Source organism: Adhaeribacter aquaticus DSM 16391, assembly GCF_000473365.1.
Lineage (GTDB): Bacteria > Bacteroidota > Bacteroidia > Cytophagales > Hymenobacteraceae > Adhaeribacter > Adhaeribacter aquaticus.
Window position 1 is genome coordinate 904,638 of the sequence record NZ_KI421517.1, and the last position, 20,721, is coordinate 925,358.

The window sequence follows — 20,721 nt, forward strand, 5'->3', positions numbered from 1 at the left end:
ACTTTGCAGGAAAAAAGTTTTACCTTTCAAGCTTAATAATTTATCAGGCTGCCTTCACATTTATAATAAGTTTATGGATATACCCGCTCCCCTCCCATCTGATAAAGAAATTCCTGCTACTACCCCCGACCAAATAGTACCCAACAACCGGTACCTGATTCCGTTGTCGGCTATTTTAATAATTGCCTTACTTATTCGGGTAGCAGCTGCTTTCTTTTCCCGGGGTTATGCCTTCCATGATGATCATTTTGATATTATCAGAATAGCGCAGGATTGGGTGTATGGTTTACCGGTTTGGCTAAACGAAGACATGCCTCCCAGGCACAGCATGTTTTATGCGGGTATACACTATGGCTTATTTTTCTTTTTCGATAAAATAGGTTTTACCAACCCAGACGGGAAAATGATAGTAGTACGTCTGCTACATGGTTTATACTCTTTATTGATCGTCTATTTTGGTTATAAAATAACTGAACTCCTTTCGCACCAGCGCAATGCCCGCATTGTAGGACTAATGCTGGCCCTTATGTGGTTTATGCCTTTTATGAGTGTCCGTAACCTGGTAGAGATGGTATGTATTCCGCCGTTTCTGGCAGCTTTTTACCTTTTACTTAAAAATCAGAAAGGTCAAAAAGGCTCCGTTTACTTTTGGGCTGGCGCTTTATTTGCCCTGGCTTTTGTACTGCGGTACCACACCCTGCTTTTAGCCGGAGGCGTTGGCATTGTTTTACTTTATCAAAAACAATGGCGCCGGTTATTGCTGTTTATTGTAGGTTTTATTCTGCTGGCTTCACTTATTCAGGGTACCATTGATGTAATCTTTTTTGATTACCCTTTCCATTCGGTAGTTACGTATTTCTTTTATAACACCGACCACGCCCAGGATTTTAGCAGCGGACCAGTATACCGCTTTTTATTAACCATATTAGGCTTTTTGGTTCCTCCTCTAAGTGTTTATTTATTAGTGGGCTTTACCCGCATGGCCAAAATAGCACCCATGCTGTTTTGGGGAGGGGTTATCTTTTTTGTAGCGCACTCGCTTTTCCCTAATAAACAAGAGCGTTTTATCCTGCCGCTTCTTCCGGTTATTATGATTTTAGGTGTGATTGGTTGGCAAGGCTATGTAAGGCAATCACGCTTTTGGCTAAGACGGCGGAAACTATTGGCCGCCAGCTGGAGCTTTTTCTGGATTATTAATTTCATTGCCGCTACCGCCCTGGCTTTTACTTATACCAAAAAGAGCCGTGTCGCTCCGCTGGTTTACCTTTCTGAAAAACAAAACCTGAAGGGAATTCTTTTGGAGTTTGGCAACCATAGCCTAAAAATGCCCCCTTTATATTACTTAGGCCGTATGAGCGCCGAAGCCGAAGATTTCGATAAAGATGAGAAACACATCTGGGCTAAGTATAAAACCACTTTGCCTTTGCCAAAAAACTTTGTAATGGTTTATAGCCTGAACGATAAAAAACCACTTGACTCTTTGCAGGCTGAAATAAAACCAAGGTACAAACCCGCGTATTTAGTAGTTGTGGGGCAGGATGAGTTAGATAAACGATTAAAGCGTATCCACCATTTATATCCTAAGATAAAACTGGAAAATACCGTTGAACCGTCACTTTATGACCAATTATTACACCGCTTAAACCCGCGGGTACACAAAGACGAGCACGTGCGTATTTACCAGATTCTGCCGTAGACTTTTTAAGAAGTGAAGGTATACAGGTAATTCAAGAAGAAATTCCAGAAAAACACCAGCACGATAGCACAAAACTTACTTACATAAAAGTTTTGTTTAAAGCGCTCGGTTAAGAGAAATATAATAAGGTTGTTTAATAACAAACCTATTACCGATACTAATAAGAACTTGGAGAATTGCCAGGCTATTTCGGGATCGGCGCTCTGAAAAGTCCAGGCCCGGTTTAAAAGGTAATTGCTGGTGCAGGCCACAATAAAGCCCAGGCTATTGGCCAAATATTTATTCCAGTTTAGCTTTTCTTTGGTTAAATAAGTTACACCAAAATCCAGAGCCAATCCGGAGAAACCAACTAAGCCAAACTTAAGAAATTTAAATAACAGAGATACAGTATTGTCAGGCATGTATGCTGATTTTCGACTCAGGCTATTTTTTATTAGCCAATTCTGGTGCAAAAGTAGAAAGTTCTTTTGTAGAAGCAACCATAAATAAAAAAGCCAGCTGCTGTAACAACTGGCTTTTTAAAGTTCTAATATAAATAATGTTACAATGTTGACATATCTATTACAAACCGGTACCGCACATCGCCTTTTATCATGCGCTCGTAAGCGTTGTTGATTTCAGCCATTGGAATTACCTCTACATCCGAAACAATGTTATGTTCGGCACAGTAATCCAGCATTTCCTGAGTTTCGGCAATACCGCCAATCATGGATCCTACGATGCGCTTACGTTTAGGAATTAAACTGAAAGCATGCAAGGGTGTTGCCTCAGGTGGTGCCCCTACTAATATCATAGTACCATCGCGTTTTAATAAACTTAGGTACATATTTAAATCGTGTGGTGCCGAAACAGTATCTAAAATAAAATCGAAATAGCTACCCAAGGCTTTCATTTGTTCCGGATCTTTGGTAACGGCAAATTTATGAGCGCCCAGTTCTTTGGCATCTGCTTCTTTAGAAGGCGAAGTACTTAAAACAGTAACTTCGGCGCCCATAGAGGCAGCTAATTTTACGCCCATATGCCCTAAACCACCTAAACCCACTACAGCTATCTTATGCCCCGCTCCCACTTTCCAGGTACGCAACGGCGAATAAGTAGTGATACCCGCACATAACAGTGGCGCTACACTTTTCAGGTCCAGTTTTTCCGATATCTTTAAAGTATATTGTTCATCAACGGTAATCTGAGAAGAATAGCCACCATAAGTTGGTGTTTTGCCATCCATTTCCACGCTGTTATATGTCTGCACATTGTGTACTTCGCAGTATTGCTCCAGACCTTCCTGGCAGCTGGCACAAGTACGGCAGGAGTCTACAAAGCACCCTACTCCGGCTAAATCGCCTACTTTAAATTTGGTTACTTTACCGCCTACTTTACTAATGCGGCCCACTATTTCGTGGCCTGGCACCATCGGGAAAATAGACCCGCCCCACTCATCGCGTGCCTGGTGAATATCAGAATGGCAAACGCCACAATATAAAATATCAATTAATACATCGTTCTCGCCTACTTCCCGGCGTTCAAAATTGAACGGGCCTAAAGGCGTAGTAGCATTTTGAGCGGCATAACCACGTGCTGGTATCATAGTTTTAGTTGGTTTATGTATTGAAGATTATAAACGGGTTCCGTTATAAATATTTAACCTTATACTGTTATTTTGGCTTTACGTATATTAAACCTTCAAAAATGCTTTAGGGCTAACCCAATATAAGGCCATTATTAGCGCTAAACCCCATTATTTTAGCTCCTTTATTGGTATTTAAATAAATCTGAAGACAAATAACGGTCGCCACGGTCGCAGATAATACAAACCACCACGCCTTCTTCCAGTTCCTCAATCAGGCGGGTAGCGGCTAAAACAGCCCCGCCACTGCTCATACCGGCAAACACGCCTTCTTCCCGGGCCAGCCGGCGGGTCATAGCTACTGCATCGGCTTCGGCCACATCTATAATCCGATCTACGCGCTCTTTTTCAAAAATAGCTGGTAAATATTCTTGTGGCCACCGCCGGATTCCAGGAATTTGGGAACCTTCAATTGGCTGCACCCCCACAATCTGCACGGCCTCGCTTTGCTCTTTTAAGTAACGCGAAACGCCCATAATGGTACCCGTTGTACCCATAGAAGAAACAAAATGCGTGACGTTACCAGCCGTATCATTCCAGATTTCCGGACCAGTAGAATAATAATGAGCCATGTAATTATCCGGATTCCCAAACTGGTTTAGCATTAAGTAACCGCCACTGGCTACTTTATCACGGGCATAATCAATGGCAGCTTCCATAGAGCCGGCTTCCGGTGTTAAGGTTACTTTTGCCCCAAAGGCTTCCATAGTCATAACACGTTCGGCGGTGGCATTTTCCGGCATTACCAGTTCCATTTCAACTCCAAATAATCGGGCAATCATGGCCAACGCAATTCCGGTATTGCCGCTGGTTGCTTCTATCAGCTTCATCCCCGGTTGTAACTCGCCTCTATCCAAAGCACCCTTAATCATGCCATAAGCCGCACGGTCTTTTACACTGCCGCCCGGATTATGCCCTTCTAGTTTAGCTAATAACTTTACATTAGCCTTTCGGTTAATATTATTTAATTCAACCAGTGGCGTATTGCCTATAAATTCTAATAAAGAAGCCATATTTAAATAATTCATTGGCAGCCATTTTTAGCAAAACTTTTTGTTTTATAAATGGCTGCTTTACCTAAAACTAATAATTTATTTACTGCTGCAAATATAACAGTTGCCTAAACGGAATAGGAGTAAATTTTCTTAATCATTAAGCCATTCTTCCTTAATTCCTTTACCCCAGAACCTAGCTGATAAGTTTGCCCTTAGATAAGTTTTAAAAAAGTTTTACCTTATGCTTAAGTTCTTCCATTAACTCGGGCTGCATGTAACAGTAACGGCCCGGAATACCTAATAATTTTAGTTTACGGGCCCTTATCGTTTCTCGGAAGAATTTATTCAGGTATTGTTTCTGTTTTTCTTCCATTACTAAAACAATATCAACCCAACAAAGCTCTCCGCGATTACTTGAGCTTTAGCCTTTGCTTCCGATCTGGCAGTTTTAACCTTCAGTTCCGGATACTTTCTAAAAATTATGTGGGCCGTAACGCTGCAATACCGATAGCTACTACAAATAAATAACACGATCCTAATTTACTCCAGCTAAAAGAATATACTGCTTGTTATATCCTTCGGCATTTTAACCTTTTTACTCAAAAGAAGTTTAAAAGAGAAGACTAACGTATACAAGGTAATTGATCTGGTACGTTAATGAACCTGAGCTAAACCCTAAAAAACTATGGAAAATATTAGAAAACAACTTTCTTACGGATTACTGGCCCTGACTTTATTGTCATCGTCGTGTGTATCATCTAAAAAATACAAAGCTTTAGAATCCCGGCACTTTGATTTACAAAATACGCGGGATGCTCTAAGCCAGGACAAAGCAGCTTTAGAACAAGAAAAAGCTAGATTGGAACAACAGCGAGCCACGCTGGAAAGGGAAAAAGAAACCTTACAACAACAGATGGCTACTACTGAGCGAAACTTGAGCGAAAACTTGAAAAACAGCAATCAGAAAGTTTCTCAATTGAGTTCTGACTTAAAATCAAGAGAGGCTCGCCTCCTGGAAATGCAGCGAATACTGGCCGAAAAAGATCGAGCCGTCAATGAATTACGAAATCGGGTAAGCAATGCTTTATTAGGCTTTAAATCCGGTGACTTATCGGTAAACGTAAAAAACGGGAAGGTATATGTTTCTTTATCTGAGCAGTTATTGTTTAAATCAGGCAGTACCAAAGTAGATCCGAAAGGTCAGGAAGCCCTACAAAAACTAGCTGCTGCCTTAAAAGATCAGCAGGATGTAAATGTACTGGTAGAAGGCCATACTGATGACGTACCGGTATCCAGAGGCACGGTGGGGATGAAAGATAACTGGGATTTAAGTGTATTACGCGCTACTGAAATTGCCCGTATATTAACAACATCTGGTTTATCAGCCCAGCGCGTTACGGCCTCCGGACACGGCGAATTTGTACCGGTGGTAGCTAATAATACGCCGGAAAATCGTCAGTTAAACCGCCGAACAGAGATAATTCTGACGCCAAAACTAGACGAGTTATTTAAAATACTAGAACAAAACTAACTGTCTAACAGCTAAAGAAGCTCAGAGAAGACATACTTCCCTGAGCTTCTTAATTTTAATTTATACCTGCCTAACGGTGTCATTAACTTTTTAGTCAATCACGCCTACTCACCTCTCTCCTTTTAACAAAAATTACCCTTAACCTGAATAGAACTTTCTACTTTTATTTAGTGTATATACATTTAATGTATATACAAATTGGCACATTATTAGCTAAACTTGTATTGCAACACGAGTAAAGCTATGAACCTGAAAGGTCTTGATAACATAACCAAAAATTTTACTACTACCGAGGCAATGCCTGTTTTATTTGTAGGTCACGGTAGTCCCATGAATGCTATAGAAGAGAATACGTTTGCTCAGAACTGGCAGCAACTAGGGAAAACCTTACCCAAACCAACAGCTATACTTTGTATTTCTGCACACTGGCAAACCCGGGGCACTTTTGTTACTGCCGCCGAAAAACCAGAAACTATTCATGATTTTGGAGGGTTTCCCCAGGCCTTGTTTGATGTACAATACCAGGCACCAGGAAGCTTAGCCTTAGCCCAGGAAACACAAACTGTTATTACCAGCACATCCGTTGGCTTAGATTATAATTGGGGATTAGACCATGGATCATGGAGCATTTTAAAGCACTTCTACCCGAAGGCAGATATTCCGGTAGTGGAAATGAGCCTGGATTACACTAAAACTCCGCAATGGCATTATGAATTAGCTAAAGAATTGGCAACACTTCGCCGAAAGGGTGTTTTAATTTTGGGAAGCGGTAATATTGTACATAACCTCCGGATGATAAACTGGAACAGTCCAAATCAGGGTTTTGACTGGGCTGTAGAGGCTAATGAAAAAGTTAAAAGCTTAATTCAAAAGAAAGAACATAAGCCACTTGCCTATTATTCAGGTTTAGGTACGGAACTGCAGTTAGCTATTCCTACACCAGAGCATTTTTTACCTTTGCTTTATACCCTGGGTTTGCAGGAAGACCAGGAGAAGGTTTCGTTCTTTAACGATGAAACAATTTACGGCTCCATATCCATGACTTCTTTGAAAATAGATAAAGCTTAATACTGGCTCTGCTTCACCTATTCCACAAAACGACCAGCGCCTTATGTGTTAGCTCAAAAAAGAGAAAGCCCTCTGTTTTAAAAACAGAGGGCTTTCTCTTTTATTCTACCTAAAAACCTTAGGCTTGTTTTACAAGCTGAATTTCGGCTTGCAGTTTTATTTCATCACTCACTACCACACTTCCTGCCTCGGTAACAGCACTCCAGGTTAAGCCAAACTCTTTGCGGCTAACTTTACCGGAAACAGTGAAACCAGCTTTGGTTTGTCCGTATGGGTCTACTACAATACCACCAAACTCTACCTGTAGGCTTACCGGCTTGCTGATGCCCCGGATAGTCAGGTTACCATCCAACTGGTAATTATCGCCGCCTACATTTTTATAACCGGTACCTTCAAACCTGATTTCTCCATGATTAGCCGCATCAAAGAAATCAGCTGAGCGCAGGTGCGTATCCCGCTGGTCATTATTGGTATTGATGGAATCAACATCCGCTGTAAATACGACACTTTCTGCTGACGTAAACTGATCATCTGCCGTCTCTGCTTCTACATGAAACTTCTGGAAATATCCTGTTACTGTAGTAATCATTAAATGCTTTACCTTAAACTGCACCTCACTGTGCATCGGGTCCACAACCCATTTTACATTAGCCATAGTTTTATTCTGTTTGTTAGTTTAATCTCCATTCAAATGTATGCACAATAAATGTATATACATATACTTTTACTAAAATATTTTCTCGCTTTTAATTTCCCATTATTTAAACTAAAATTTAAAAACCATTTTAACGAAGATTATAGAAAAGGGATAACATCTGCCAAGGAAATTCACTTTTATACTACTTTACCAGCTAATTAGAAATATTAATGAGGTAAAAGATTTACTGCGTTCATTACTGCTCCAATAAGCTACAGGACTTATATCTAAAATAAAAGACAAAAAAAAGCCTCAGGAGCTTTACACTGCTGAGGCTTCTTACTAAAATAACTTCTCGGCTGGTGGCTTAACGCCCTTCATCCGTAAATAAATAGTGGTTTGCCCCCGATGGTGCGTTTGATGCTCAAAAGCCTTAGCATAAGCCAGCTCCCGGTTGAGGTCGCGGTTAAACAATTTTACATTCTCGCCCAGCTGGGCATCGATGGTAGTTTGTAAAGCACTTATTACAAAATCGTAGCTATCCAGTACGGCTTTGGTTAAGGCAGCCTTAGATCTAAACTCCTCCATCTTTTCTAAATTTTTACCCTGGTACGGATTAGATTTGCCGGAAGCAGCCGCAGCAAAATTATAATTAGCGTTGGCCAGGTGCAGCATTTGCTCACCAAAAGATCTGATCTCCGGATTTGGTTTATAACTGATACCATCTTCTGGCATAGCATCCAAATATTCCTTGGTATACTCTTTGGCCCGCTGCCAATCGGCTACTAATTGCGATTTAGGTGTTAGAAGTGTAGCAGCAGAAAGCTGACAAACACTACCAGCTACCAGTAAAAATCCTAACAAAACATGCAGGAACAATTGGGTTAAATTTTTCTTTTTCATAGGCATTTCTTTTATACTGTAAAATATTACTTCATTGAAATATATGAAATAAAGTCTGCAGTAAATCTCGGATAATTTATTAATAAATAATTAGTTAACCAGATATTTTTTCCTGCCAATAATACTTTTTACTCGTTTTTGGTGTTTACAAAGTTATTATCCTTTTACTGGCTAATCAAGCTTGCTTTAGACTACTATTTACCCATGAAACCCATTCCATTATTAACCATACTTCTTGCCGTATTTTATATTATAGGTTGCGACAAGCAAGAGGAAGCTACCCCAAATAAAGTTGTACCTCACCAGATAGAAACATTAAATCTAAATCCTCTAAAGAATACATATGAATACCTGGTAAATGTTTTGGCCAGTGATTCGCTAAACGGCCGCTGGACGCATGAAACCGGTATAGACCGTACAGAAAAATTTGTTATAAAGCAGATTTCAGAAATTGGTTTGCAGGAACTTCCCCGTTATAAAAGCTTTAAAGACGGATTTAAAGTAGTATCTACTGATTTTGAAACGCTAACCATAAATCTTAATAACCAACCTGCGAGTCCTGAGCGTATAATTATTACGCCCCAAAGCCCGCAGGCCCAGATAAGCTTAAACCAAATTAATCGGGTTGTTTATTTCTCCCCTACCACCACCCTAAAAGAACAGGTTACCAGCTTACATAACACCTCGGTTGCCGGACAAAATTACTTGGTACTGGTACCACTTGCTTTGCAGGAATCTTTCCAGGAATTTAAAAGCTATTTCCCGGCACTAGGCGCTTTTGTCCCTAATACTATTCGTTACGCCGCCGGATACCCTATCCGCTATGGTTACAACAATATCATTTATGTTTTGTCAGATACCAAAATGGTAGAAACATTTACCGGCAGTTTCAAACTTAAAGAAGAGGCTTTGAACAATGTGGTAGCGGTTATTCCGGGCAAATCGAAGCCAAATGAATACGTTATATTCTCGGCCCACATGGATCATTTAGGTATGGCCCGTTCGGGAACCGACCGAATCTATAATGGTGCAAACGATAACGCCAGCGGAACAGCCGCAGTAATTACCTTGGCCAAGTATTTTAAGGAGCAAAACTTAAATGAAAGAACGTTGCTATTTGTGCTGTTTAATGCCGAAGAAAAAGGTTTACTGGGTTCTAAAAGCTTTGTAAATGCTTTCCCGGACAAATCGGCTATAAAAGCGGTGTTTAATATTGATATGATTGGCAACATTAGTCCATACGGAGCCGGGAAAGCTTTTTTAAGCGGCCATTCCCGGTCTACGCTGCAAAGCATCATGAATAAAAACCTGCAACCTATTAATACGCTGATTAACAATGAGCCGGCAGGTTATGATTTGTTCGCGCGATCAGATAATTATCCTTTTGCCCAGGCACAAATTCCAGCTCATACCATAACAACTTTTAATAGTGCCGACCGCCTATATCATACCGTAGCAGATGAGATAAGTACTTTGGACTTGCATTCGGCTTTTACTGTTGTGAAAACAATTGCCCAAAGCAGCTACTCCATTATTAAAGGCACCGATGAACCTAAAATGACCAATTAAAACTTAATTAGCCGATGGACTAAGGTTAACATTTTCTAATCCTTCGTTATTTTCCTCCAGCATTTGCTTTAGCTCATCCTCAATAGAGGTGTTTTCTAATAAAGCAAAATAAACAGCTTCATCACTCCCAATATTAGGATAGGCCATATTAGAAGATACTACTTTCCAGCCAGCCTGCGCCAATTCATTCAGGCTGGTTTCGAAAGACTCTGCACTTTGTAATTTTACTACTTTATATTTTTTCATCACAGCTTGTACGAATACCGCGGGTAAGAATGTTCTCTATTTTTACCGGAGCGGATACCCCCCTTACCGCCGCTGGTTTTGAATCTGCCTTTTAAAAAAACTCCAGGCTTCCTCGTACACATCTATATCATTCGGATAATCGTGTTTGCCGCCATTTACTTTAAGTAAGGTTACTTCCGGGCTTCCTTTCTTTTTGTACGTATACTGTTCAATAGTTTTCCCATCGCCAAGATCTTTATCCGGCAAATTAGATTTTATAGGATTACCTGTATAGCCAGCCAATTTTGCCCAATATTGTAAAGTATTCTCCGTAGACCGAACCTCGCCAAAGTTGACATTATTAGCAATAACTACGCCTCCCATATAGGGATTGATTTCATCGTTAGTCCCATTGATAATCATAACAGGTACCGGGATGTTTGCCTCGCCACAATCCAGGTTATCAGGCGTAGGTAAATTGGCAATAATAGCTGTTATGGCTCTAAACTCCTGGGGCATAGTAAGAGCGAGTTTGTAAGTCATATGGCCGCCACCGGAAGTACCAATGGCAAAAACTTGTTTTTTATTTATCTGGTATTTGTCCTGAAAATAGGTAATCATGGCCGCGAAAAAAGCATTTTCATCTATATTCTCCTTGTTAGCTATTGACTGAGCTGTTCTCCGGCATTCATTCCAATATTTTTTGTATCCGTCCGGGTATACCAATAAAATATTCTCAGTTGCTGATTTTTGCTCTAGTTTAACCGCCTTATCCATCATACTCATACCCGTACCACCCGAACCGTGTAATACAAAAATTAAACTTGCTCCTGATTTGGCTTGGCTAGGCTGGTTAAAATGAAAAGCCCGGTAATGAGTTCCAATTTTAACTGAATCAGAGATTATTGCGGCCTGGCTTTTTATGGCAAAGGCACTAAGTAATATTGTAATAGCAAGAGTGATTAGTTTCATGTGAGAATTTACCAAATAAGCTGGTTAAGTTGAAAATTTAAGATAATATCCAGAAGAATAAAATAACTGCAGCTGGTCTTATACGTTACTATACATAAGTATAACGCAATTTAAGCACCAAGGACTATGAATGATGATTTTGATAATAACGCAGCCGAGCTAAGAGCTCGGAGCAATTGGCAGGAAACTAAAGGGAAAATCCGGCAAGCATATGGCGACTTAACAGACGATGATCTGGAATACGCTCAAGGAACACAGGAAGAATGGTTTGGTAAAATCGGCAATAAGATAGGAAAAACCGCTCAGGATGTAAGAGCCTGGATTGCCGGACTATAATTCTGTATAATTACCTTATTCAAAGCGGCACCTTAACTAGTTTTAGGGTGCCGCTTTATTTTGTTGAGACTTTGCAATGGCTATTTAATTTGGGCTACTACAGCTTTCACTTCTTTGGCAAAAGCAGCTACATTGGCGGGCAAGTTCTTTTCATCCCGTTCGAGAAAAATACGTTTTACCTGCCCATTATAAACAAATTCCAGCACTAATCCGCCTTGATCATAGGCATCTGGCGCACCATACACTTCCTGATTAGAAGTAAGCAATTCCGCAGGCAATTTATTAACCAACTTTTTAGCAACTTCATATTTAGCAGCCGGTAACGGTTCCGGATGAAAAGTAATAAGAGAACTGTTATCACCTACTCGTTTTATATTATCGGCTAATAATTTATTATCCTGAATTTTATAGACCGTAGCGCAGTCGCTCTCCAGCGGGCAAAACCCAAAATACTCTCCAAATACAAAAGAATTATTTAATTCATTGGTCTTTATTTCTGGTATAGCGGCATCCTTTTCTTCACAGGAAGAGAAGCTGACCAATAATAAAAGCGCCAGCATAAACTTTAATGGTTTCATATAATTAAGCTTTTAATGTTCTTAAATAAATGACCCAACTAGCAGTTTATTAGTTGCATAGCCTTTAAGAAATATTTCTGGTTATGGCTTTCATTTTAGCTAAAGCCGTTTGTGCCACCAGTAAAGCATCCTGGGCATAATAACTTTTATTAAATACTTCCAACGACAATATTACCGGCTTATCGGGATTTCGGATGGTTTGCAGAATACGCTGAATAGGCGCAACTCCATCTCCCGGATAAACCCGATCAGCGTCTGTAATACTAGCAGGTGACATATTGGTCAGGTAATCGTTTATATGAAAAATTTCTATACCGGCTTTACCCACCAAAGGCAAACTATCGAGGCTGGAACCGCCCTTGTATAAATGATACACATCCAGCAATACTCTTGCAAACTTATGGCCGCTTTCGGCTGCTACATATAGTACGTCGCTCAGCCGGCTTAAATTTTGAGAAAAACCCCACATCTCTAAGTGTGGTACAACACCCGTTTTCTCTCCTAATTCCAGAATAACCCGATAGCGTTCAGCAGCCCGTTTTAGATCCAGTCCCGGATCTTGCGTGGCCCCCACAGGTGGCGCAGCCACCCGGTTGCAGCCAATCTGGGCGAGCATTTCCATTTCGCGTTGCATTTGTGTTACGCCTTTATTGCGGGTAGCCTCATCATCCACTATCCATTGCGCAAATCCTATGGCATTTTCAATTGTCAGTCCTAAATCAGTTATGCGTTTACGGGCACTGGTAAGGCTACCACCATTATCCAGGTAGGTCTGCAACGAGTTCATCCAGATTTCTACCGACCGGAAGCCAGCTTTGGCAGCAATTTCTAATTCCTTAATAAAACCTAACTTCTGGCCCTGAATAGTGCTCATGTTTAAGCAAAGGGTAAAGGCCGGCTTGGGTACTGCCTTAGCCATACTAACGGTTGGTATTGCCGCAAGGCCCGCCACAGCTCCTAATAATTTTATGGTATCGCGACGGTTTTTTAAAGGATTGGACATGAGTTTATACTGGAAATAATTTAGTGATGGAAATTATAAATAGGGTAATTTGAAGAGGAAGCGGTTGAGCTGTTTTGAGAAGTCTTACCTAAGGTAAAACATCACCATTTAATAGGACAATCTTAGCGCTTGCTCTTCATGGCCGGGATCACTTTGATGCCTTCTGTCCCTACTAACTTTTTATATTCTTCAGATTCCATTGGGTAAATGGCAATTTTTCCTTCTTCATTGTAATGGGCTCCCCAACCGTATCTTTTTGTTAGCGACGATGCCCGCATACAAGGATGCCCTTTGGAGAACAATTCTTGTTTTATCTTTTCTGAATCTCTTGCTAAAACCTCTACCGGAATTTCTTTTTGCCGCACATATACCTGATAAACTAATTCTTCGTGATTGTAGGCATAAGGCTTTTCCAGAAGAAGCTCGTACTGAAATACATGTATTGGTTTAGTTTTCATTTTGGCTACCGGAATTTCACTTTTATTTACCGGACAATCGGCGGCTACTTTAATTAAGGTATCGGTGTAACTCATGTGGTATAGCTCAAAAAGTATATGCTAAATGTAACCGATCCACCCCAAAATAAAAAGAACAGGCAGCATATAAGGCTTAATAAATATTATTTCTCCCCGGCTTCTATTCTTAATGGATGCAAGATAAAAAGAGCTTCATTAGCCCTGGCTAATGAAGCTCTTTAGCATTTTAAAAATTCCGTCTTATTTCTGCAGCATTTTTAATAGGGCTTCCGCAGCCGGCTCTGAGGAGGCCGGATTTTGACCGGTTATCAATAAACCATCTGTCACTACATACGGAGCCCAATCTTCGGCTTTACTGTACTCCCCACCCAATTCTTTTAGTTTATCTTCTACCAGAAAAGGCACAATATCTGTTAACTGCACAGCGGCTTCTTCGGAATTAGTAAAGCCCGCTACTTTTTTACCTTTTACCAATGAGCTTCCATCGGGTGCTTTTGCTTTTGCTAACACGGCTGGTCCATGACAAACAGCCGCTACCGGTTTATTTTGCTTGTAGAACGTTTCGATCAAATTGATAGAATTCCGGTCACTGGTTAAATCCCAAAGCGGGCCATGGCCACCCGGATAAAAAACAGCATCATAATCATCTGCCTTTACCTGGCTCAGTTTTTTAGTTTGGCTCAACTTCTCCTGTAATGCAGAGTCATTGTAATACCGCTTGGTCGCTTCTGTTTGGGCATCTGGTTCTTCACTTTTCGGATCTATCGGAGGTTGCCCGCCTTTAGGCGAAGCCAGGGTAACGTCTACTCCTTCATCTGCTAATTTATAATAGGGCGCAGCAAACTCTTCTATCCAAAAACCTGTTTTTTTACCAGTACTACCTAATTCATCATGAGATGTTAAAACAAAAAGTACTTTCATAATTTTATCAAATTTTAATCCTATACTTCTCTTCTTACGCGGCGCTAATAAAGGATGGTTGTGGTTGCAGCAACATAGCTGGTATTAATAAGTTATTGGTAAAGAAAACTTTTAACCTGAGCAAGTAGCCAAAAAGTACCAGTTCCTTACTTTTTCCTTGACCAGCAACCTTTTTACTTCCACTTTCTTATTAAATACAGGTAAGGCGCCAGTAAATGGTGTGCAAATACATTCTCTTCATCATTAGGATAAATTTTCCGGTACTCTTCGTCGGCCAGTAATACAATAAAATTACCTGCGCGGGCATAATTGCTGGTGTTAGCATAAACAGGTGGCACAAACTCCGGCAGTTGCTTCTTTACAAATTTGGCTGCAAAACCACCCAGGTATTTCTGGTATTTGCGAAGTGCTTTCTTAGTTGGTTTATCCAGCTGATTAAAGCCAAAACTAAACAAAATATTACGCGGGAATTTTTGTCTCTTTATTATACCGGGAGCATTTTTAAAAGGATTGTTTGGGCTAAAATCATTCAATGTCTGAATGGTAACCGGTGTTTCGGGTACCCAATCGGCGGAATTTACTATGTTATAAGCCCATCCATTAGCGGTGGCTGCTTCATATTCGTAAGCATAAAATAAATTGCCGGGTTTGGGTGCCGCAATACAATAGGTTTTAAATTGTAGGTTGGGGCTAATACTGCCATTTTTTTGTAAACTCTTTACATAGGAAGTAAGCAAATACGCTATGGCTCCACCCTGGCTATGCCCCACAATATAAAAATCTTTTACTCCCAGACGAACACAGGAATCTATCTTGGCTTTGATATCCCGGGAGAGGGCAGCGGTTGCCACTAACCAGCCCACATGCACGGCCGCCTGCGGATTTTCAGCAAGGCTATAAGTAAAGGTAAAATCTTTGGATAGCTGTAACTGGCCTTTGGCCGGCACCATGGCCGCATAAAAGTTACCCAGCCAGCTAATATTATTACGCACTGTTCCTCTTATGCTAATGGCAGCCACTGAATCGGGAGTCAGCCACAAATCCCACCGGTTTTCCAGGCCCAGCACGGGCGACCTGTATATTCTTTTAAATTTTTGGGGTACCGGAATATTCCTATAGCGTGTGGTATCGAGTTGCCGCGCCGAAATATACAGCATTTCCAGAAATTCAGTTTTGTTAAACCCGGGCTTCAGTTTTTGCCCAAAACAACCCGGGGCAGAATAAAATAAGCAGATTAGTAAAATTAATAAAACAGGTTTCTTCATGTAAATTGTTTTCACCAATGCTTACATACGGCAGCTTTAAATTTTATTTTAACAAATTCTTATAAGGTGTTAAGCTTAACACATAATAAAAGCTTCCGCTACTATTATTAGCAACGGAAGCTTTCCATAGTTTTTAATATGGTCCTGCTTTCTATTTCTGAGCACTTACCCGCCAGATCGTATTACTGGCATCATCGGCTACCAGCATGGCACCATCTGGTAAAACGGCAAGGCCCACCGGGCGGCCGTACACTTCACCTTTTTCTTTGTCAGAAATAAACCCAGTTAAGAAATCCTGGGGATTGCCTGTAGGTTTCCCATTGTCAAACGGCACAAAAACAACCTTATAACCTACCAAATCAGAGCTATTCCAGGAGCCATGCTGGCCGATAAAAGCACCATTCTGATATTGGGCCGGGAAGGCCTTTCCTTTATAAAAAGTAAAGCCCAAGGAAGCTGTATGTGAGCCCAGGGCCACCTCCGGCACAATAGTTTTTTTCACTAATTCAGGCTTTTGTCCGGCCAGGCGCGGGTCTTCGTGCTGACCAAAATATGCATAGGGCCAACCGTAAAAACCACCTTCCCGCACACTGGTTAAATAATCAGGCACTAAGTTATCGCCAATACCATCGCGTTCGTTTACAGCTGTCCACAAGGTATTGGTGCCTGGTGCCCAATCCATTGGTACCGGGTTGCGGAGGCCTTCGGCATAAATGCGTTCACCGGAGCCATCCGGGTTTACCTCCAGAATGGCGGCCCGCCGCACTTCGTGCTCCATGCCGTTTTCCCCCACATTGCTACCCGAACCTACCGATATATATATTTTAGAACCATCAGCGTTGGCTATAATATTGCGGGTCCAGTGGTTGTTATAGCCGCCAGCTGGTAAGCTGACAATTTTTTGGCCCTTACCAGTAATATTGGTCTGGCCAGGTTTATAAGGATAACGTAAAAGGCCATCAGTATTGGCAACATAGAAATAATTGCCGAGTACCAACATGCCAAATGGTTGGTTGAGGTCTTTCAAGAAAACTTTCTTTACCTCTGGTTTTCCATCTTTATCAGCATCCCGGAACAGAGTAACGCGGTTGGCGCTATTACCTAAATTTTGTGACTTATCTTTTCCGGTGGCTATCGCCTTGGCCTTGTCTATAGGGTCCGGTTCGGTATTGGCTTCAGATACAAATATATCTCCATTAGGGGCAACATAAATCCAGCGGGGATTATCCAGTCCATCAGCAAATTTGGTAACAGCGAAACCAGCCGGGGCAACCGGTGTTTGGCCATCGGGCCAGCCAATTACATTGCTATACTTTTTTACCTCATGCGTTGTGTCGGGTTCGGGCAAAGGAATATTATTTCCCATACCATACTGGTTTATTTTTTCGGTGGTAGTTTGTGCCGAAGAAGCTTTTGTTGCATCATTTTTCTGATTTGAATTGTTGCAACCGAACAGGGTACCCGCTAAGAAAAGCCCTAGCCAGTAAAAATCCTTAGTTTTCATAGTTCGTATTTTAGCGCGTTTTATTTAAAAGCGTCTATACGAACCTACCAACACAATGGCTCAATATTACCATACTATCCCATGTATCCCAAACTTGTTTCTGTGCTTCAGATACATTTATGGTTTTGGGTTTTTAGCCCTTAACTCCTCCCGTACGAGTAATCCAGAAGGTGTTATTTGTGCATCAGTCCAGCCACCGGTAGGGCTGGCATTAGGTCTAAGGGCGGCCGTAGCTTCTACTTTATCCGCAAGAGACCAGTTAGCCCAGGATATTTTATTATCGTCCAGGAACTTCCACCAGGTTTTGGTTTCGGTTACATCTAGGTTCCCATCGCCGCTGGCTTCGGCAGTACCATATTCCGTAACCATTAACGCTACCCCTCTGTTTAATGCTTGTGTTGCTTTATCGCGTAACCCTTGTTTGTGGGTAGCAGCATAATAGTGTAACGTATAGGCAATGTTTACACCAGCTATCGGATTATTGGCGGCTTCGGCTACTTCCTGTGACCAGTTTCGGGTACCTACCACCACAATATTGTCTGGATCGTGCTGCCGGATAGCTGCAATTACGGCTTCCGCATAAGGTTTTATAACGCCACTCCAAGACACATTTAAAGGCTCATTATAAATTTCGTAAATCACATTCGGTTTGTCGCCATACTTTTTAGCCATCTCGGCAAAAAAGGTTTTGGCCTCTTCCCGGTAATCCTCCGCATGGTGCGAATGCCAGTCAATAATAACATATAAACCATTGGCAATAGCCGCATCTACCACGGTTATAACTTTTTGTTTTTCTACTTCTGGCTTTCTCAGGTAACCTTCTCCATCATCCACGGCCATAGAAGCCCGCACCAGCGTACAACGCCAATCCTTTTTTAGCCATTCTACTGTTTCTGCGGTGTAGTATTTGCCAATCCACTGGCTCCAAAAAAACGACATGCCCCGTAACTGGACTGGTGTATTATCTTTTCCAACAATTTTGTTACCATTTACTTTTAAAGCGCCATAGGCTTCCACTGCATTAGCAATAGATGGATTAGGATTAGGGGTAACCGGCGTAGTGGGAGTTGGTGTGCCGCCTGAAGCATTTTTAGGCGCTGGTGCATCTTCTTTTTTATCGGGCTTACAAGCCAAACTCAAACATAAAAACAAAACCGGCCATCTAAAATAAGATGCCATGCTGGATAAGTAATTCATTTTTTTGTGGTGTAGGTGGGAATAAATAAGACCAGGTAAATATACCAGATCCAGAAAAACTTGAGCAATTAGTTTCTAAACTAAAAGAAATAATCAATTATTTCTCCTTAAAAAAACGGGCGGCAACACTTTCAATTATGCTTTTGGGCAAAAACCGGTTTGAGGTAGCCGAAAAGGTATTTAACAGACCCGGAATGATTTCTGCCTTCTTTTTAAACATGCCTGCAATTGCCATTTCAGCTACTTTATCGGGTTGCATCTTTAAATTATCAGCAATGCTTTTTAAGGCGCCTAACCCGGCTCGGGCAAAAAAATTAGTATCTACCGGACCTGGGCTCAGGCAACTTACGGCAATAGGGCTATTCTTTAATTCGTACCGCAGGCCCCGCGAAAAAGATAACACAAAGGCTTTGGTAGCACTGTATAAGCTAAGAGTAGGTATGGCCTGGTAAGCGGCCGTACTGGCAACATTTAATATAAAGCTTTGAGGGTGCCGCTTTAAAACCGGAATAAATAGGTGGGTAAGTTGTACCAGGGTCAGCATATTAAGCTGCATCATATTGGTTTGGTCCTGCAAACTAAGGGCCTCAAAATTGCCAAACAGGCCATACCCGGCATTATTAATTAAAATAGAAACATCATATTTATTAGTCTCACACCAATCCCGTAGTTTTTTGGCTGCTTCTGATTCCGTTAAATCAATTGAAAGAAAGTCCACAGGTACTTTATGCCGCTTGGTTAAGTCATCGGCTACCTGTTGTAATTCAGCAGCAGAACGTGCCACTAAAAGCAACCCATACCCTTTTCTGGCTAAAATTTCAGCCATAGATTTGCCTATCCCTTTGCTGGCACCGGTTATTAATGCATAAGAGGAAGTCATATAGCCATAATTTTATTTTAGCACTTCTACGGAAATATAGGCGGTAAAAGGGAAACTTTGTAAGCTGATTCCATCTTTTTATCTTTACAAAGATTAATACTATTATTGCTCACCAGGTTTGAACTCCCCTATTCGTAAAATTATTCACGTAGACATGGATGCCTTTTATGCGTCGGTGGAGCAGCGCGACAACCCTGAACTACGTGGGAAGCCAGTTGCCGTGGGTGGTTCTAAAGCCAGAGGCGTGGTAGCAGCTGCCAGCTACGAAGCCCGAAAGTTTGGCGTATTCTCAGCCATGGCGTCTAAAATTGCGCTTCAAAAATGCCCGAATCTAATATTTGTAAAGCCTCGGTTTGAAGTATACAGTGCCGTATCGCGGCAAATCAGGGAAATCTTCTACACCTACACAGATTTGGTAGAGCCACTTTCTCTCGACGAAGCTTATTTAGACGTAACCGAAAATAAAATAGGTATGCCGTCGGCCAGTATAATTGCCAAAGAAATAAAAGCCCGCATCTTAGAAGAAACCAAGCTAACTGCTTCGGCCGGAGTGTCTTTTAATAAATTTCTGGCTAAGATTGCCTCAGATATGAATAAGCCTAATGGCTTTACTCTAATTACCCCAGACAAAGCCGAAGATTTAGTCGCCAGTCTGAATATTGGCAAGTTTTATGGCATTGGAAAGGTAACTGCCGCTAAAATGCAAAACATGGGCATCCATACCGGGGCTGATTTACGCACGCGTACAGAACAGGAATTGGTTCAACGTTTTGGGAAAGCGGGTCATTATTATTACCAAATTGCCCGTGCCCAGGACAGCCGTTTAGTACAGCCGCATCGGGTACGTAAATCTATTGGGGCCGAACGTACTTTCGACGAAGATTTAACCGAGGAAGAAGATATGCTGGAGCGACTGCAATTTTTAGCCCAGGAAGTAACGCAAGACCTTACGCGGTTACAAACTTCCGCTAAAACTATTACCTTAAAATTAAAATATTTTGATTTTACCCAGCACACCCGCAGCAAAACCTTACTTACTTATTTAAGTACTTCGGATGCTATTTATACAGTAGCCAAAGACTTACTGCGCACGCCTCTTCTTCCTCACTCTCCGGTCAGGTTATTAGGCATTTCGGTTTCAAATTTATTATCCCAACAAGACCTCCAGCCAAACTACCAATTAACTTTTGATTTTTAAATGATAGCCTAATAGCTTTTTGTAACTAATTACAGGCTGTTATATAATTCGGAATGAATTTGTTACAACGCACTCCCAGAAACAGGGTGTAATAAGCTTCTAAATTATTTTATTAAGTTTTATACTCCCTGACAAAAAAAAGC

22 protein-coding genes are annotated in these 20,721 nt (G+C 41.3%); 6 read left to right on the plus strand and 16 right to left on the minus strand.

All coding sequences use genetic code 11. The features are described from left to right. Positions 1-73: 73 nt before the first annotated feature. Positions 74-1,696, plus strand: a complete 1,623-nt coding sequence (locus tag ADHAQ_RS0105915) for a glycosyltransferase family 39 protein (protein WP_026462155.1) — start codon at positions 74-76, stop codon at positions 1,694-1,696. A 5-nt stretch (positions 1,697-1,701) separates the two neighbouring features. On the opposite strand, the gene ADHAQ_RS0105920 is transcribed toward ADHAQ_RS0105915, so the two are convergent. The 4 genes from ADHAQ_RS0105920 to ADHAQ_RS27985 all read right to left on the minus strand — a co-directional run bounded on the left by ADHAQ_RS0105920 (position 1,702) and on the right by ADHAQ_RS27985 (position 4,688). Continuing rightward, on the minus strand, positions 1,702-2,097 hold the full coding sequence (locus ADHAQ_RS0105920; RefSeq protein WP_211240572.1) for a GtrA family protein: 396 nt from the start codon (positions 2,095-2,097) through the stop codon (positions 1,702-1,704). Between the two features lie 140 nt (positions 2,098-2,237). Beyond that, positions 2,238-3,281 carry an NAD(P)-dependent alcohol dehydrogenase gene (locus ADHAQ_RS0105930; protein ID WP_026462157.1) on the minus strand — a complete coding sequence of 348 codons (1,044 nt, stop codon included), beginning with the start codon at positions 3,279-3,281 and terminating at the stop codon, positions 2,238-2,240. A gap of 164 nt (positions 3,282-3,445) precedes the next feature. Then, complete coding sequence (gene cysM / locus ADHAQ_RS0105935) at positions 3,446-4,333, minus strand: cysteine synthase CysM (RefSeq protein WP_026462158.1); 888 nt, start codon at positions 4,331-4,333, stop codon at positions 3,446-3,448. Positions 4,334-4,538: 205 nt separating this feature from the next. Next, positions 4,539-4,688 (minus strand): hypothetical protein, encoded by a 150-nt coding sequence (locus ADHAQ_RS27985; protein ID WP_157433353.1) that lies wholly within the window; start codon positions 4,686-4,688, stop codon positions 4,539-4,541. A 312-nt stretch (positions 4,689-5,000) separates the two neighbouring features. Between ADHAQ_RS27985 and ADHAQ_RS0105945 the strand changes: the two genes are divergently transcribed. Continuing rightward, entirely contained in the window at positions 5,001-5,846 is an 846-nt protein-coding gene (locus ADHAQ_RS0105945) for an OmpA/MotB family protein (RefSeq protein WP_026462159.1), read from the plus strand. Positions 5,847-6,089: 243 nt separating this feature from the next. After that, complete coding sequence (gene ygiD, locus ADHAQ_RS0105950) at positions 6,090-6,914, plus strand: 4,5-DOPA-extradiol-dioxygenase (RefSeq protein ID WP_026462160.1); 825 nt, start codon at positions 6,090-6,092, stop codon at positions 6,912-6,914. Positions 6,915-7,032: 118 nt separating this feature from the next. On the opposite strand, the gene ADHAQ_RS0105955 is transcribed toward ygiD, so the two are convergent. Next, complete coding sequence (locus ADHAQ_RS0105955) at positions 7,033-7,569, minus strand: YceI family protein (RefSeq protein ID WP_026462161.1); 537 nt, start codon at positions 7,567-7,569, stop codon at positions 7,033-7,035. Positions 7,570-7,893: 324 nt separating this feature from the next. After that, positions 7,894-8,454, minus strand: coding sequence for a DinB family protein (locus ADHAQ_RS0105960; protein WP_051359742.1), 561 nt, complete (start codon positions 8,452-8,454; stop codon positions 7,894-7,896). A gap of 204 nt (positions 8,455-8,658) precedes the next feature. On the opposite strand from ADHAQ_RS0105960, the gene ADHAQ_RS27105 reads away from it, so the two are divergent. Continuing rightward, positions 8,659-10,023: a M20/M25/M40 family metallo-hydrolase gene (locus tag ADHAQ_RS27105; RefSeq protein ID WP_051359743.1), complete on the plus strand. Its 1,365-nt coding sequence runs from the start codon at positions 8,659-8,661 to the stop codon at positions 10,021-10,023. 3 nt (positions 10,024-10,026) lie between these two features. Here ADHAQ_RS27105 and ADHAQ_RS0105970 read toward each other — a convergent pair whose 3' ends face one another. Together ADHAQ_RS0105970 and ADHAQ_RS0105975 are read right to left on the minus strand one after the other, a co-directional pair. After that, positions 10,027-10,269, minus strand: coding sequence for a hypothetical protein (locus tag ADHAQ_RS0105970; RefSeq protein WP_026462163.1), 243 nt, complete (start codon positions 10,267-10,269; stop codon positions 10,027-10,029). 63 nt (positions 10,270-10,332) lie between these two features. Next, a complete protein-coding gene (locus ADHAQ_RS0105975) occupies positions 10,333-11,220 on the minus strand; it encodes a CE1 family esterase (protein ID WP_034256617.1) in 888 nt (295 codons plus the stop codon). 126 nt (positions 11,221-11,346) lie between these two features. Between ADHAQ_RS0105975 and ADHAQ_RS0105980 the strand changes: the two genes are divergently transcribed. After that, on the plus strand, positions 11,347-11,556 hold the full coding sequence (locus ADHAQ_RS0105980) for a CsbD family protein (RefSeq protein WP_026462165.1): 210 nt from the start codon (positions 11,347-11,349) through the stop codon (positions 11,554-11,556). An 80-nt stretch (positions 11,557-11,636) separates the two neighbouring features. On the opposite strand, the gene ADHAQ_RS0105985 is transcribed toward ADHAQ_RS0105980, so the two are convergent. From ADHAQ_RS0105985 to ADHAQ_RS0106025, 8 genes are all read right to left on the minus strand, one after another. Continuing rightward, on the minus strand, positions 11,637-12,134 hold the full coding sequence (locus ADHAQ_RS0105985) for a hypothetical protein (protein ID WP_026462166.1): 498 nt from the start codon (positions 12,132-12,134) through the stop codon (positions 11,637-11,639). 64 nt (positions 12,135-12,198) lie between these two features. Next, the gene (locus tag ADHAQ_RS0105990) at positions 12,199-13,137 is read right to left on the minus strand and encodes a sugar phosphate isomerase/epimerase family protein (RefSeq protein ID WP_026462167.1); all 939 of its coding nucleotides are present in this window, start codon (positions 13,135-13,137) and stop codon (positions 12,199-12,201) included. Between the two features lie 122 nt (positions 13,138-13,259). Then, positions 13,260-13,670: a DUF6157 family protein gene (locus ADHAQ_RS0105995; protein ID WP_026462168.1), complete on the minus strand. Its 411-nt coding sequence runs from the start codon at positions 13,668-13,670 to the stop codon at positions 13,260-13,262. Positions 13,671-13,853: 183 nt separating this feature from the next. Further along, on the minus strand, positions 13,854-14,534 hold the full coding sequence (locus ADHAQ_RS0106005; protein ID WP_026462169.1) for a type 1 glutamine amidotransferase domain-containing protein: 681 nt from the start codon (positions 14,532-14,534) through the stop codon (positions 13,854-13,856). Positions 14,535-14,707: 173 nt separating this feature from the next. Further along, complete coding sequence (locus ADHAQ_RS0106010) at positions 14,708-15,799, minus strand: lipase family protein (RefSeq protein ID WP_034256619.1); 1,092 nt, start codon at positions 15,797-15,799, stop codon at positions 14,708-14,710. 151 nt (positions 15,800-15,950) lie between these two features. Then, positions 15,951-17,303 (minus strand): PQQ-dependent sugar dehydrogenase, encoded by a 1,353-nt coding sequence (locus ADHAQ_RS0106015; protein ID WP_026462171.1) that lies wholly within the window; start codon positions 17,301-17,303, stop codon positions 15,951-15,953. Positions 17,304-17,420: 117 nt separating this feature from the next. Continuing rightward, positions 17,421-18,500 (minus strand): glycoside hydrolase family 5 protein, encoded by a 1,080-nt coding sequence (locus ADHAQ_RS24685; RefSeq protein WP_211240573.1) that lies wholly within the window; start codon positions 18,498-18,500, stop codon positions 17,421-17,423. A gap of 97 nt (positions 18,501-18,597) precedes the next feature. Beyond that, entirely contained in the window at positions 18,598-19,380 is a 783-nt protein-coding gene (locus tag ADHAQ_RS0106025; protein ID WP_026462172.1) for an SDR family NAD(P)-dependent oxidoreductase, read from the minus strand. Positions 19,381-19,534: 154 nt separating this feature from the next. On the opposite strand from ADHAQ_RS0106025, the gene dinB reads away from it, so the two are divergent. Further along, positions 19,535-20,578: a DNA polymerase IV gene (gene dinB, locus ADHAQ_RS0106030; protein ID WP_051359744.1), complete on the plus strand. Its 1,044-nt coding sequence runs from the start codon at positions 19,535-19,537 to the stop codon at positions 20,576-20,578. Positions 20,579-20,721 lie beyond the last annotated feature (143 nt).